The sequence below is a fragment of the Nibrella saemangeumensis genome (genome assembly GCF_039541915.1).
Lineage (GTDB): Bacteria > Bacteroidota > Bacteroidia > Cytophagales > Spirosomataceae > Nibrella > Nibrella saemangeumensis.
In genome coordinates, this window is sequence record NZ_BAABHD010000012.1 from 127,130 (window position 1) to 142,446 (window position 15,317).

A 15,317-nucleotide genomic window follows, 5' to 3' on the forward strand; every position below is an offset into this window, starting at 1 on the left:
CCATACAAACGTTTATAGAAAGCCCCCGTCACTGGGGGCTTTTTTGATTTAAAATCAAAAAAGCCCGTGCCCGTCCTGCAACCGATTGTTAATCTGGCCGAACTGCTGTACCAGAAAGGTGTCACTGACGTCATTGTTTCTCCCGGCTCGCGGTCGGCCCCGCTGACGCTGGCCGTTGCCCGGCATCCAAAGCTGCGGGTGCGGGTCATTGCCGACGAACGGTCCGCCGGCTTTATCGCGCTTGGCCTGGCGCAGCAGTGCATCAATAACCGACAACCTCGGCCGGTCGCTATTATCTGTACCTCCGGCAGTGCGGTGTATAATCTGGCACCCGCCATAGCCGAAGCGTACTTTCAGGAGATACCGCTTGTGCTCCTGACCGCCGACCGGCCGCGGGAGTGGGTGCATCAGCAGGACGGCCAAACCATTTTTCAGGCAGGTATTTTTGGTCAGCACGTCAAGCGGAGCTATGATTTGCCGGCCGATTATGGGCATCCGGACGCCCGATGGTATATTGAACGGTCCGTTAACGAAGCGCTGAACCTGAGTGGGTTAACACCGTTAGGCCCGGTCCATGTCAATGTTCCGTTGCGGGAACCCTTCTATCCCAAGGAAGGGGAGACGTTCCACTACGAGCCGGTACGGATCATTGACGCCCTACCCGTTCAGCCGGAACTGCCGGCTTCTGTTTGGCACCAGTTGCTCAGGGAGTGGGAGGGGGCTGAGCGAAAGCTGATCGCGGTGGGGCAGATGTCGTACCATCCGGAGTTGACGGCTATCCTACAGAAAATCAGTGATGAACTGGCCGTACCTGTGGTCGGCGAAATCATCAGTAACCTGCACCAGAATGGGGTTTTTATCACCCAATCGGATACCTTTCTGAGCAGCGCGGCTGGGGAAGACTGGCTACAGAAACTGCGTCCGGAATTGCTGATTACCTGTGGGCATTCGTTTCTGACCCGAAATTTAAAGACATTCCTGCGGAAGAATTCGGCCCCGCAGCACTGGCACATTCAGCCATCGGCCGACCGGATTGTTGATTCGTTTCAGTCCCTAACAAAACTTATCCCCACCGGGCCGCTTTACTTTTTTGAGAAGCTATTTGCTGATCTGGATTACCAGCGGTTTTTGCAGGGGGATGAGGACGAAGAGGAACAGGAATTTTTACAGCGCTGGCAGAATGCCGACCGGCGGGCCGGAAAGCTGGTACAGGATGCTTTACGTCCGGCGGAACCCTTTGTCGAATGGGCGGCTGTGCAGACTATCCTGGAGCAACTGCCGCAGCATTCGATTTTGCACCTGGCTAACAGCATGCCGGTGCGGTACGCGAACCTGTGCGGCATTCGCGCCGACCAGCAAATAGCCGTGTCGGCGAACCGGGGCACGAGCGGCATTGATGGTTGTCTGAGTACCGCCGTGGGGGCCGCCCTGGCTACCGACCAGATCGTAACGATCTTTGTTGGCGATGTTGCCTTTTTTTATGACCGGAATGCCCTCTGGAATCCTTACCTACCCGCCAATCTGCGGATCGTCCTGTTCAATAACCATGGCGGGCATATCTTCCGCATGATCGACGGCTCTGCCCAGCAGCCCGAACTGGAAACCTACTTTGAAACGGAGCAGCCGCTATCCGGACGTGCCTCCGCCGAAGAAGCCGGTATTGACTACCGGAGTTGCCGGACCACCGACGAACTGCTGGCGGCACTAACGGGCTTCTTTGACAAAGGGTCAACCGCCAGGCTCCTGGAAGTCTTTACTGATAAGCGGGTAAACGCCGATATGTTTCAGCCATACAAAGCACAGGTGAAGCAGCAGTTTGGCGGCCGTTAGCGGGCGGAGCAGAAAATAGTCCGTTGTTGTTTAGCCAGGTTATCGCCGGCAATTTCGCCGGTTCGCCAGGCTTCGCAGGCTTTGGTCAGATTGCCGGTTCCCTGGTACGCTTCGCCCAGATGGAAATAAACCTGTTCCACTGCCGGGTCTAGCTGTTCCGCTTTTTTCAGGGCGTCCAGCGCCGGGGCTGGTTGCTTTTGCCGGAGGTAGTAGATACCCAGGTTGCGGTGCGCCCAGCCGTTTTGGTTGTCAAGCCGGATGGATTCCTGCATCAGCGGTAACGCTTCTTTATCCTGGTTGAGCATCATCAGGTAATACGCCTTATTGTTGAGGTAATAAGGCTGATTGGGTTTCTGCTCCAGCGCCCGGTTCACATGGGCCAGCGCCGATTCAAAATTCTTGGTCCGGGCCAAGATCATGCTGAGGTTGTTCAGGGCTTCGTGCTGTTTCGGGTTGAGTTGCAGCGCCCGCTCCAGGTCCAGTTGCGATTGCTCGAAGGCTTTCTGCTGAAAAAGCAGGACACCCCGGTTGGTCAGGGCTTCGGCATTGTTGGGGTCCAACTGAATAGCGCGGTCATAAGCGGCCTGAGCGGGAGCGAGGTTGTTTAACCGGGTATAGGTATCGCCGAGCCGGGACTGGTAAAATGCCGAATCTTTGTAGGTTTTCTCAATGCGCTGGAGGTCAGCCAGGCTGCTCCGGGCGTCGTTCAGGTCGTTTTTTATATCGGCGCGGTTCAGGTAAGCAGATTCAAAGTCGGGATCGATCTCAATGGCTTTGTTAAAATCAGCCAGTGCGCCCTGTGCATCGCCGTTCCGGTATTTGGCTAGCCCCCGGTTATTAAAGGCATCGGCAAAATCCGGCTTTTTTTCGATGGCTTCCGAATAGAAACGGATAGCTTCGCGGTATTCCCGCTTGCTAAGCTGTACATTGCCCTTCAGAAAAAACTGGGCGGCTTCGGCCTGTTTATTATCGGAGCAGCCCGAAACCAGACAAAGGCCCAAAGCCAGCAGGCATTTTAGGGCGAAAAGTGGTTTAGCTTTGAGGAACCATCCCATACGATTACTACTGCTATGCGTCATTTGCGAGATATTGCTCATCCACAGTTCCGGATTTCGGTGTTTGCCTGGAACAACAAGTTTATTGTCAAATTTGAAAACGGGATGCTGGAACAAACCTATAAAATAAGCGAGCTGGACGTTGCCGGCCCGGAAGACGTCGATACCTTGCTGGACCCGCCTTTCCTGGAGCAGGTTTCCCGGCGCTTCCAGGAAATGGATGCGGATTGGGGGGCCAGTATGGAACGGAATGGGGTATCTTGACATTTTTTGTCATCCCGACGCAGGAGGGATCTTAGGCGAAAGCTACCAGCAAGATCCCTCCTGCGTCGGGATGACAAAAAACGCAATGACAAACATTACCTTCCCTCCGTAGCTGAGCCGACCTGATTCTGAATGTTTAGCCAACGATTGAGGAGCGCCCGCTGCTGTTGGGTAGGATTCGGAACCATTTCGAACCGGTAGCTGAGGAGCGGGTTCTCCGCTAAGGTAATGTTCAGTTCACGCTGGATACCATCGCGGTTGACCATAACCCGGATTTTATCACCGGTTCGTTTACCCGCTAATGCGTTGTTCAGGTCTGCACCGACACGAACGCTGTCGACAAACAGAATTTCATCACCGGTATTGAGTCCTCCGTTCCAGGCGGCTGAGTTCCGGCGAACCGAAGACACTGTGAGTTTACCGTTAGCGAACGTGGTAGCCGCTCCCAGGTATCCCTGATTGTTGGGAATTACCGTATTGGCCAGTTGCAGGCCGAAAGGCAGAACGAATGCGTTGTAGTCGATCACCTCGGTGCCGTAGACGTATTTGCGGAAGAAGTCATCCAGATTTCGGTTGGCTACCTGCTCGGCGGCTTTTTTGAATTCTTCGTCGGTGAAACCCCGCTGCCGTTTCTTGTAATATTCGTTCCATAAGAAACGCATCAGGTCATCCAGGTTGCGGGTGCCGTTGGTGTTCGCCAGAATCGTCAGGTTCAGCAGATTGGCCAGCACACTGCCTTTGGTGTAATAGGAAATGGTGCTGTTGGTGGAATTCTCATTAGGCCGGTACGCTTTGATCCAGGCATCAAAGCTGGACTCCGCCACCGACTGTACCCGCGAGCCGGGCTGATTCTCAATGCTATTGATGTCACCGGCTAGAATGTTCAGGTACTGGTCGGGGGTAAAGTACCCGGCCCGGCGCAGGATGTAGTCTTCGTAAAAAGACGTAAAGCCTTCGGACACCCATAGCATACTGGTGTAATTCTCGTTATCGTAGTCAAACGGACCTAAGGCGACAGGCCGAATCCGCTTTACATTCCAAAGGTGAAAATACTCGTGCGCGACCAGCGTCAGGAAGCGCTTGTAATTCGTCTCGTTTTTATACGCTTCCCGTGTGGTCTGTAGCGTAGTGGAGTTCTGGTGTTCAAGGCCACCGCTGGGGTTCCCGAAATGATGCACAATAAAAGTATATGACTGGCAGGGGTGTTCGCCGATAACCGTGGCTGCAGCTTCGCAGACCTTTTTATAATCAGCCGCCAGTTTAGTGGCATCATACTCTACCTCGCCGTACATGGCTACGGTATGGGGTATGCCGGATGCGGTAAAGGTAAATGTTCGGTGATTGCCGATTTCGATGGGTGAATCCACCAGGATATCGTAATTCAAGGCACGGAACGTAAACGGTTGCCCGTTGACCGGCTCCAGGCCGGTGCTGACTTTGTTCCAGCCGGTAAAGGGCTGAATGACTACCTGATGCGGATACCCCTTCAGGTCATTCTGGTACAGAAAAATGCTGGCTCCGTTCAGGTACCCATGGGTGGCATCGAGGTGACTGGTTCGCACCGACAGTTCGTTGGCGTATACGCGGTAGCGGAGTGTTATATTATCGTCAGCCGTAGTAATCCGCCAGGTATTTTTGTTAATCTTCTGAGCCGGTAACGCTTTACCGCCCGATTGAGCCGTAAAGCCTTCGACGTTCCTGGCGTACTCCCGGATCAGGTACGAACCCGGGGTCCAGACCGGCATCTTAACATCGACATAGCCATTTTTTTTGAGACTGGTCAGGCCGGCAAAATTGCTCAGGCGCATTTCTACCTCGAAAAAATGCGTTTGTGGCTGAGGCATGGATAAGGTATAGACGATGGATGGTGCAGGGGCCGTTTCGTTTTCGGCCTGTACCGTTGCTAAGATTCCGACCAGCAGCCAGACCCAGAGTAAAAACACCTCACAGGATTTTTTTTTCATACGGAAATAAGAGTACTTTCGTTTTTAACGTAATCCGACAGGGCTGGCTTACGCAGTCTGTTCAAAATGTCGGCGAAACTACAATGCTTTCAAAGGATTCACAACCTTTGTGTAATCTATGCAACTATCCTCCTTGATTCAGTTACGACGAACTTTCCTGATTGCCGGGACGCTTATTGCTCCCTTTACCGTATCGGCCCAGCGCACCCTTAGTTATACCGAGCCTGATTATCATTACCGAACAGGCGTTGAATTGTTTGAAAAAGATAACTATGCCGCAGCCCGGTACGAGTTCCAGCAATTCCTCGACCGCCGGAAAAATGTGCTGAACACCAACGACCAGAATACCGTTTCGGCCGAGTACTACATCGCCCTCACCAGCCTGTACATTGATGAGCCGGGAGCCGAGGTAATGGTCGACAGGTTTGTGAAGAACCACAGCGAGCACCCCAGAGCCGGGCAGCTTTATGCTGACCTGGGTAATTACTATTTTAACAAGGAAGATTACGGCCGGGCCATCAGTTTCCTGGAGAAGGCCGTTCAGCAGAATAATAACTACACCCAGCAGGCGGAGAACAAGTTTAAACTGGCCATGGCGTATTACAATACGCAGAACTTGCCGAAAGCGTTGCCTTTGCTGAATACGATCAAACAGGATTCTCAGTTGTCGGTGGCCCCGGCAGCATCCTATTATGCCGGTGTCATAAATTTCCGGCAGAACAACTTCCGGGAAGCGGTCAGCGATTTCCGTCGGGTAGAGAAAAATCCCACCTACCAGAACGAGGTGCCCGGCTGGATTGCGCAGGCCTTATATAAGGAACAGCGGTTCGACGAATTGCTGGCGTATACGGAACCGCTGCTTCGTCGCGGAGGGGCCGGTGCTCTGCCGGAGGTCGCCCTGTTTACGGCGGAGGTATTTTATCAGCAGGGGAATTATGCCAAAGCCATTCCTTACTACCGGCAGTATCTCTCCGCGAAAAATGTACGGGTGCCGGCCGCGGTCCGGTTCCGGTACGGTCAGTCTCTGTTTAAAACCGGAGCTTACCCCGATGCCATTGCTCAATTGAAGCAGGTATCCAGCGGAAAAGACACTACGGCGCAATACGCGGCCTATACGTTAGGAATCAGCTACCTGCAAACGCAGAATCCGCAGTACGCGCTAACGTCTTTCGACCAGGCGAGCCGGTTGCCGTTCAACCCGGCCATTCAGGAGGAGGCTGCTTTCAACCACGCCAAGCTACAGCTGGATCTGAACAATGGGGGTGATGCGGCTAAATTATTGACCGAGTTCCTGCGCCGGTATCCGAATAGCAAATTCGAGAACGAAGCCAACGAACTTATCAGCGAAGCGTACTTTGCTTCAAATAACTACCCGGCCGCTATTTCCTACATTGAAGGGCTGAAGCGCCGGACGCCAAAGATCAACGCGACCTACCAGCGGCTGACGTTCAACCAGGCCGTGAATGACTTTAATGCCGAGCGATACGCCCAGGCCATTCAGAACTTTGACAAATCGCTGCAAAACCCGACGGATGCTGAACTTCGCACCGCGGCTACGTTCTGGAAAGCAGAATCATTTTCGGCCCAGAAAAAATACGATGAAGCCATTCCGTTATACAGTCAGGTAGCGCGTAGCGGTGATTTCGGTGCTAAAAGCCAGTATGCGCTGGGCTATGCCTACTATAATAAGAAGGATTACACGCGAGCGCTTCAATATTTCAAAGATTTTATCAGCAGGGGAAACGCTGAAGATCCAAGCATGATTGGCGATGCCGTGGTGCGGATTGCCGATTCTTACCTGGCCAACAAGCAGTATAACGAAGCTATGCGGTATTACGACCAGGCCATAGCGCAGGGTCGGGTTGATAAAGAATATGCTACCTACCAACAAGCCCGAATCCTTAGCTTTATGGATCGGACGGAGGAGGCAAAGGCCATGTTTGATAAACTTCAGCGGCAGTATCCCAACTCCCGATATTCCGACGATGCGTTGTTTCAGGCGGCAAATGTTGATTTCGAAAAAGGATCGTATCAGGTGGCCATCCGCGGATTTACCCGGCTGATCCAGGATAAGCCAAAGAGTGACCTGGTTCCACAGGCGCTTTTAAAACGAGCCATTGCCTACAGTAACCTGCAAACGTACGATCAGGCTGTGGCTGATTACCGCCGGATTCTGAACGAATACGGAAACAGCCCGGAAGCGCAGAGCGCCTTGCTGGGTCTGCAAAATGCCCTGAGCGATGCCGGCCGGGCGGAGGAATTCAGCCGGGAACTGGCGCAGTACAAGAAGGCCAATCCAGGGAGTACCGATGTAGAAAAGGTTGAGTTTGAGAACGCTAAAAGTCTATATTTCAGTGAGAAGTATCCTCAGGCTGTCCAGGCACTCTCTGGTTTTATGCAGGAGTATCCGGCTAGCCCAAGTACCAGCGAAGCCCGCTATTACCTGGCCGACTCGTACAACCGAACTAATGATGCAGCCAATGCACTTCGGTACTACTACCTGATTATTAATGATCGGAATTCAGACTTCACCGTGCGGGCAGCCAGCCGGGCGGCCGAAATCGAATTGGCACAGCGAAACTATGCGCGGGCGGTACGGAACTATCAGGTCGTGCTGGGACAGGCCCGGACCAAGAACGATCAGGTATCGGCCATGCTGGGGCTGATGGATACCTACATGGCTGGAGCTAAGCCGGACTCGGTAACCTATTACGCCCGCGAAATTTTAACGGCGGGTAGTGTGGTACCGGGAGCGCAGAACCGGGCTCAACTGGCCTTGGGTAAGGCCGCGCTTCAGAAGGGGGACCAGAAAAAAGCGCAGGAGGAATTTGAGCGAACCATTGCCCTGGCGAAAGACGTAAACGGTGCCGAAGCGAATTACCTGATTGGGGATATCCAGTACAAACAAAAGAAGTATAAGGAGTCGATTGCAACGCTGCTGAAGTTTAACGAGCAGTTTGGCGAGTTTGAGTACTGGAAAGGGAAAGCGTTTTTGCTGGTCGCGGACAACAATGTAGGCCTGAACGAGATTGCCCAGGCCAGGGCAGTATTGAGTTCCATCATTGAAAATGCTACCCAACCGGAAATTGTCGACGAAGCCCGTCAGAAGTTAAAAGCAATCGAAGAACGAAACTAACCACACGATTGACCGTATATAACCCTATGCCTCGAAGCATCCGGACTGTCCGGCTGACCCAGTTAACCCTGGCGGCTGGTCTCCTTTCTGCCTCTATTATCGCTGAAGCGCAGCAACAACCCCGGCCTACGCGTCCACCCGTGCGGGAAGGGGAAGTCGAAAACCAGGAAATCACGGTGGAGAAAAGCCGGCGCATCGAACTGCCGCCGGCCAACCGGATTTTCAATAAGGTGCCGTCGGTGAAGCAGTCGAATGAGCAGCGGAAGCTGACGTATGAATTTCAGGATCGGAAGCTGTCCGTTGGTGACCCACGAATAAACCTGAATGCGCTGCCGGTATCGGCTACCCAGCCGGAGCAGAATCCGGTGTATAATAACTACGTGAAAGTGGGAGCCGGTAATTACGGGACCTTTTACGGTGAAGGCTTTGTGGGTATCCACAACCAGCCAAACTATGGCGTGGAAGGATCGCTGCGGCACCTGTCCTCCTCCATTGGCCCCGTTGATGGTAAGAACTCTGCCCAGAGCGATACCCGCTTTAAGCTAACCGGTAAGTACCTGACCGACCAGTTTAAGCTGAACGGAACGCTGGGTTATAACCGGGATCAGTATTATTTCTACGGCCGTCGGTTACCCGAAGGCGTTGACCGGGAAACGATCCGGCAGCGCCTGAATACGTATAATGTCAGCGTCGGTATCGAAAACGTAGATCCCGAGAACCTGATCGATTATTCGCTTAAGACGGGGATTCACTCCCTGCGCGACGCCTATAACGCCAGTGAGTTTGATTGGGGAACAAACTTCAACGGGTCTGTGGGCATCACCGATAATTTTGTAGCCCTCGTTGGGGCGGACGCCTATGTGACCCAACGCACCGACGGGCCGGTCGATAACCGGAATGTTTACCGGGTAAAGCCGGCCTTCAAGTACACCTCGCCCCGGTTTACCGCCATGATCGGCCTGACGGCTGCCAACGAGACTGATAAGCGGCAGGGCATCAACAAGACCTATGGCTTTCCGGTGGGCGAAATTGATTTCGTCCCAACGGGAAATATCCACTTTTATATAGGGCATGACGGTGATGTGATCCGAAACACGTTACGCACGTTTTTAGGAGAAAACAGATGGATAGGACCACAAGCCTTACTATCTAACACTGTTAAGCTGTCGGATATCTACGGTGGAACCAAAGGAGATTTGGGGGGAGGCTTCACCTACGAAGGTAAGGTATCGTATGCGCAGTACCGGAATTTCTACGTCTACAACAATACCTGGCCCGATACGTCTAAGTTCTTTCCGCTGTACGATGGCGGTACCGCCAGGGTGCTGACAATCTCTGCCCAATTGGGGTACAACCAGAAAGACAAGTTCCGTTCCATCCTGAAAGGCGATGTGTTCCGGTACGGCCTCGACCGGCTGGAGGAAGCCTGGCACCGGCCGCGCATCGCAGGGCAGTGGTCAAACTCCTACATTCTCAACAAAAAATTATTCATCACCTCCGACTTGTATTTTTACGAGGGTATCCGGGCTAAGAACTTTGTGTCTGGAGAAGCGATAACGCTGAAACCCATCGTTGACCTGAATTTCAAAATTGACTATTTCTTAGGCAAGCAGTTCTCCGCGTTCGTGTCGTTAAATAATGTCTTTGGTCAGAATTACGAACGGTATTTGTATTATAAGGTCCAAGGCCTTAACTTTCTCGGAGGAATTTCATATTCGTTCTAAACCATAACCGGTTGCTGTACCTGCCATGACACCTGTAAGCGCTTACGTCAAAAAACTGCTGTACCAGTACGACTGTATTGTCGTACCGGAGTTGGGGGCTTTTCTGACCCACCAGCTGCCGGCCACCTTTGTGGAAGCAACCGGCCTGTATATGCCTCCGCGTAAGAAGCTGGCTTTTAACGAAGCCCTGCGGCTCGACGATGGCATCCTGACCAATTACGTAATGCTGCACGAAGGCTGTAGCCGGGAGGATGCTCAGCGGCATATCGCAGCGTTTGTGTCTGAACTCAAGCTGGAGGTACGGCAGAGTGGTAGTTTATCGCTGGAGGGTATCGGCTTGTTCACCCAGAACGATGAAGGAAAGCTTCAGTTTGATCCGGAATTGCGCCACAACTTCCTCGGAGAGGTGTATGGGATGCAACCGCTTCAGGTAGGCGAGTGGGTAAAGCAGACAACGACCGAACCTGTATCGCTCGTTCCTGTTGTTACCACGTCCGAGTCCGATGCTATCGAGACCGAAGAAGTTATACGTACAGTGCAGGATGAGCAGCCCCGTCGTGTATACTGGCCATGGGTTGCCGCTGCGGTTTTTGTGGGCGCACTGGCGGGGATTAGTTATTTCTCGGTAATACAGACAAAGGGACCATTGCAGAGCAGTCTGAGTCCGTCTTCGTTGTTCCAGATGTCCTTTATTTTTAACAAACCGGTAGAAGAACCCGTAAAGACAGTGGTGCCCCCAACGACAGAGGCAGATGTTTCATCGGATAAGCTGCTAGCGATGGCCGAACCCCATGAAACGGTCCCTCCGGTAGTTCCGTCTGTTGCCGCAGAAGTTAAGAAACCGGCACCTGTAGCAGCTAAAACGGTACCGGTGACAAACGTTAGCGAAAATGAGGTTAAGACAAAATCGGCTATTGTCCGGCCTCATTTTATAGTGATTGCCGGTAGCTTCTCCAACCGTTTAAATGCCGGCCGTTTTCAGCGGCAGATGCGGAAAGAAGGATATACTGATGCCTACGTTATAAAACCGATGCGCAAAGGTCAGCTTTTTAAAGTCGGTGTCTACAGCAGTGCCAACCGGTTCGATGCTGTAGGAAAACTTGATGAGGTTTCTGAAATTACCGGATTGGAAGCCTGGATTATGGAATACTAGACGCCACATGAATGGCAGATATCCACGGTAGTTGCGACTCCCGATTCAGCGCAATCGCTGAGCGACTAAGTGCCAACGTTGATTCAGGAGCCGATGTTGGTGCTTCGGTGGCGGTCACGTTGGATGGCAATATGGTCGTCGATATATGGGCTGGCTGGGCCGACTCAGATAAAACTATTCCCTGGCAATCCGATACTATTACCAACGTCTGGTCGAGCACAAAGACGGTCACCAGTCTTGCTGCTTTGGTGCTCGTAGACCGGGGAGACCTCGATGTCTACAAGCCAGTAGCCTACTACTGGCCCGAGTTTGGGGTTAACGGCAAAGAGAAAATTCAGATTCGTCACATCTTGTCACACACCTCTGGTGTGCCCGGTTGGGAAAAACCGGTCGAGGTCGCAGACCTTTACGATTGGGAAAAGTCTACCGCCATGCTGGCGACTCAGGCACCATGGTGGGAACCGGGTACTGCATCAGGGTATCACGACCGGGATTTTGGTCATCTGATAGGCGAGGTGATACGTCGCATCACCGGCCGGAAGTTGGGGGAGTTCCTCGCCAGTGAAATAGCCGGACCCTTGGGTGCCGATTTCCACATCGGCCTTAAGCCATCCCAGTTCCACCGGGTGGCGAATGTGATTCCCTTCGAAGGCCCTCTACCGGCCGATATTCATGCGGTAAATCCTGACAGTATAGCATACCGGACAGTTACTGGACCCGCCTGGGAGCCCACAATATCGTGGACACCCGAGTGGCGACAAGCCGACATTGGTGCCGCTAATGGACATGGTCATGCCCGTTCTCTTGCCCGCCTAACGTCGGTCATTGCATGTGGTGGTGAAGTAGATGGTATCCAGCTTCTAAGGCCGGGTACGTGCGACCTGATATTTCAGGAGCAGTCCAACGGGATAGACCTGGTGCTTGGTGCCCCGCTTCGTTTTGGTATTGGCTATGCCCTAAAAAATGAGAGCATCCCTTACCTGCCCGACGGACGCGTGTGTACCTGGGGTGGATGGGGTGGCTCGATTGTCGTAGTTGATGTTGACCGCCGGATGAGTATCAGCTACGTGATGAACCGCATGGAAGGTGGTATGGGTGGGAATCGTGGTCCGGAGTTCGTGGAGGCCGCCTATTCAGCCCTTGGAGTATTGTGATACCACTTGTCTTTTGCTAGATTCACCTTTACATTTTCCTTTTCACGTTTATTTCCCCTTTCCCTTGTTTCATAAACGAAAAAGCCGATTTTCGCGTTAGTACTGCAAGACCCATGTGTACTTAATGAACCGCACTGCATTTGAAAACGAAAAAGAAGTTCGCATCATGGCGCTGGCCGGCTCGTTTGCCTTCAACCTGCTCCTGGTGGCGATCCTGTTGTTTGTAAAACTTTCGTTTATAAAACCACAACCGCCACCGATTGATCTGGTGGAGGTTAATTTCGGGACGGATGCAGTGGGTAGCGGCAATGTGCAGACGTTTAATAAGCCCAGTCCCTCGCCCAGAGCGGTTGATGTAAAGCGGGCGGAGAACAAGCCTAACCCTAAAATTACAACCACGCCCCGTGTTGAAAAAACGCCAATTACGCCCGTGCCTAAAGTGGAGCAGGCAAAACCCAGCAAAGTCGTTTCCGAAAAGCCGGTAATCGCCAGTAAATTGGAGAGTCCCGTCAGTGTACCGGAAAAAGCTGAGCCCAAAAAAGCAGAAGCAACGGCCCCGAAGCCAACCCCGGCTCCTCCAAAAACTGAACCAGCCAAGAAGGTAGAAAGCGTAGACCCAAATGCGCTATTTAAGCGTACCTCTGGGGGAGGAGGGTCAAACGGTACGGTGGGGCGGGCTGCTGGTGAGGGCGGTAACAATAACGGTGATGACGCCAGTGGTGTCGGAGATAAGGGAAATCCCAACGGTAAAGTGGATGCCAAAGGGCTTTACGGAACACCGGGGGGGACCGGTTCAGGGGTAGCATTCGATGTGTCGGGTTGGTCACTGGCGGGACGTCCAAACGTAAATGATAACTCCGACGAGACCGGTAAAATTGTCTTTCAACTAAAGGTCGATCAGAGCGGAGATATTATTTCGGTACGGACGATGCAGACGACCGTAAGTCCGTCGGTCGTTGAAGTATACCGTAAAGCGGTAGAGCGGCTGCGCCTGATACCTAAATCGTCAGTGACGCCACCGGTTTCTACCGGAACCATAACGTTTATTATTAAATCCAGATAAATGCAGTATTCGGAAGCGCTGGCTTATCTGTACGATAGGCTGCCGGTATTCCACCGTATAGGGGCCAGGGCTATAAAACCAGGCCTGGATAATATCGAGAAACTGTGTGCGGCTCTGGGACAGCCGCACACGCGTTTTAAGGCCATTCATGTGGCAGGTACCAATGGTAAAGGCAGTACCTCTCATATGCTGGCAGCCATTTACCAGACTGCCGGGTACACTGTTGGGCTCTATACTTCCCCCCATTTAAAATCCTTTACCGAGCGTATACGATTAAACGGACACCCTATCCCGGAGGAGGACGTTGCTCAGTTTGTGACCCGGTACCAAAACCTGATTGAAGAAGTAAACCCATCGTTCTTTGAGGTTACCGTTGCCATGACCTTCGAGTATTTCGCCCGGCAGGCTGTCGACATCGCCGTAATTGAAGTGGGCCTGGGCGGGCGGCTTGATTCGACCAATATTATCAAGCCAGTGCTATCGGTCATTACCAATATCGGTTGGGATCACATGGATCTTTTAGGCGACACGCTGGGACAGATTGCTTTCGAGAAGGCAGGCATTATAAAGGCGCAAGTACCGGTAGTAATAGGAGAGAAGCATTCGGAAACGGAAGCCGTTTTTCGTAGTAAAGCGGAGCAGGAGCAGGCAGCTGTTTATTTTGCCCAGGAGCGCTACGATATAACCGATCAGGGTATACAAGCAGGTAAGCGGCAGATTCAGGTTCTTGAGCGATCAACGTATGGGCAACCAATGCGGTTTGAGCTTGATTTGTTGGGCCACTACCAATTGCATAATCTGCCGGCCGTGCTGCAATCCGTTTCTCTTTTACAGCATACGTTTCCGGTTACGGATGAGCAACTACAAACGGCTTTGGGTTCAGTGACCAGGCTAACCGGACTAAAGGGCCGCTGGCAGGTATTGCGGCAACACCCGTATGTAGTAGCAGATACCGCCCATAATAAGCCGGGTATTCAGAGCCTGCTGGAGATGATCCAGGGAATTCCTCACCGGCAGCTACACCTGGTTATTGGTTTTGTGCAGGATAAGGATATAGAATCGGTATTGGCGCTCCTACCTAAAACGGCAAAGTACTATCTTTGCCAGGCGCATACACCCCGCGCCCTTAGTGCCGATGACCTTTACCAGAAAGCTACAGGAGCCGCGTTGCAGGGGCAGGTTTTTCCTGATGTGAATGACGCCCTGGCAGCAGCGGTAGCAGCAGCTTCGGCTGAGGATCTAATAATAGTGACAGGCAGCACCTATGTGGTAGCTGAACTGCAAGATTTGTAAGTAGGTGAGAAGAAAGTTATTTCGTTTTCAGCAGAATTGGGAAAGCCCCAACGTCATAGAAACCGGTAAGCCGCTGTATACGACCATTAAGGGCAACTGGCGTACCGTTTATTTTCAGAATAATAATCCAATTGTGTTGGAACTGGCCTGTGGTAAAGGGGAGTACACGGTTGGACTTGCCAAAGCCTATCCTGACAAAAACTTTATCGGCGTGGACGTAAAAGGCGATCGGATCGCCCGTGGATCACAGGCTGCTCTGGCAGAAGGGCTTACCAACGTTGCTTTTTTACGGGCTGATATCCGGTATTTGCTGGAGTTTTTTGCCGCCGGCGAAGTGAACGAGATCTGGATTACGTTTCCTGATCCTCAGCCCCGCGCCAAACAGGAAAAACATCGCCTGACATTTCCCTCGTTTCTGGCGCTTTACCGCACGATACTGGCACGGGAGGGACGTTTGCACCTGAAGACGGATAATACCGATTTCTTCGACTATAGCTTATCGGTACTACCGGAAAATGGGTTTACTGGCCTGGTCTATACCTATGACCTGTATAACTCTTCGCTGAACAATATTCATCTCGGTATCAAGACCAAGTATGAAGAGATGTTCTTCAACAAAGGCTTCTCCATTAAATACTTGCAGACTAAGATTAGCCGGTAGCGTTGGCTTTGGGTGTTTAT

11 protein-coding genes are annotated in these 15,317 nt (G+C 52.3%); 9 read left to right on the plus strand and 2 right to left on the minus strand.

Features of this window, described 5'->3' with window-relative positions:
* Positions 1 to 66 precede the first annotated feature (66 nt).
* Positions 67 to 1,830 (plus strand): 2-succinyl-5-enolpyruvyl-6-hydroxy-3-cyclohexene-1-carboxylic-acid synthase, encoded by a 1,764-nt coding sequence (gene menD / locus ABD949_RS05880; protein WP_345241528.1) that lies wholly within the window; start codon positions 67 to 69, stop codon positions 1,828 to 1,830.
* Here the strand turns inward: menD and ABD949_RS05885 are convergent.
* Positions 1,827 to 2,885, minus strand: a complete 1,059-nt coding sequence (locus tag ABD949_RS05885) for a tetratricopeptide repeat protein (RefSeq protein ID WP_345241530.1) — start codon at positions 2,883 to 2,885, stop codon at positions 1,827 to 1,829. The genes menD and ABD949_RS05885 overlap by 4 nt on opposite strands.
* A 15-nt stretch (positions 2,886 to 2,900) precedes the next feature.
* Here ABD949_RS05885 and ABD949_RS05890 point away from each other — a divergent pair, with 15 nt between their 5' ends.
* A complete protein-coding gene (locus ABD949_RS05890; RefSeq protein WP_345241531.1) occupies positions 2,901 to 3,149 on the plus strand; it encodes a hypothetical protein in 249 nt (82 codons plus the stop codon).
* A gap of 95 nt (positions 3,150 to 3,244) precedes the next feature.
* On the opposite strand, the gene ABD949_RS05895 is transcribed toward ABD949_RS05890, so the two are convergent.
* Positions 3,245 to 5,113 carry a M61 family metallopeptidase gene (locus tag ABD949_RS05895; RefSeq protein WP_345241532.1) on the minus strand — a complete coding sequence of 623 codons (1,869 nt, stop codon included), beginning with the start codon at positions 5,111 to 5,113 and terminating at the stop codon, positions 3,245 to 3,247.
* Between the two features lie 118 nt (positions 5,114 to 5,231).
* Between ABD949_RS05895 and ABD949_RS05900 the strand changes: the two genes are divergently transcribed.
* The 7 genes from ABD949_RS05900 to trmB all read left to right on the plus strand — a co-directional run bounded on the left by ABD949_RS05900 (position 5,232) and on the right by trmB (position 15,297).
* On the plus strand, positions 5,232 to 8,249 hold the full coding sequence (locus tag ABD949_RS05900) for a tetratricopeptide repeat protein (protein ID WP_345241533.1): 3,018 nt from the start codon (positions 5,232 to 5,234) through the stop codon (positions 8,247 to 8,249).
* A 26-nt stretch (positions 8,250 to 8,275) separates the two neighbouring features.
* Entirely contained in the window at positions 8,276 to 9,973 is a 1,698-nt protein-coding gene (locus tag ABD949_RS05905; RefSeq protein ID WP_345241535.1) for a TonB-dependent receptor, read from the plus strand.
* A gap of 25 nt (positions 9,974 to 9,998) precedes the next feature.
* Positions 9,999 to 11,126 carry an HU domain-containing protein gene (locus tag ABD949_RS05910; RefSeq protein WP_345241536.1) on the plus strand — a complete coding sequence of 376 codons (1,128 nt, stop codon included), beginning with the start codon at positions 9,999 to 10,001 and terminating at the stop codon, positions 11,124 to 11,126.
* Between the two features lie 11 nt (positions 11,127 to 11,137).
* Positions 11,138 to 12,280: a serine hydrolase domain-containing protein gene (locus tag ABD949_RS05915; protein ID WP_345241537.1), complete on the plus strand. Its 1,143-nt coding sequence runs from the start codon at positions 11,138 to 11,140 to the stop codon at positions 12,278 to 12,280.
* Between the two features lie 124 nt (positions 12,281 to 12,404).
* Positions 12,405 to 13,343 (plus strand): energy transducer TonB, encoded by a 939-nt coding sequence (locus ABD949_RS05920; protein WP_345241539.1) that lies wholly within the window; start codon positions 12,405 to 12,407, stop codon positions 13,341 to 13,343.
* Positions 13,344 to 14,636, plus strand: coding sequence for a bifunctional folylpolyglutamate synthase/dihydrofolate synthase (locus ABD949_RS05925; protein ID WP_345241541.1), 1,293 nt, complete (start codon positions 13,344 to 13,346; stop codon positions 14,634 to 14,636).
* 4 nt (positions 14,637 to 14,640) lie between these two features.
* Positions 14,641 to 15,297 (plus strand): tRNA (guanosine(46)-N7)-methyltransferase TrmB, encoded by a 657-nt coding sequence (trmB, locus tag ABD949_RS05930; protein WP_345241543.1) that lies wholly within the window; start codon positions 14,641 to 14,643, stop codon positions 15,295 to 15,297.
* The last annotated feature ends 20 nt before the right edge of the window (positions 15,298 to 15,317 follow it).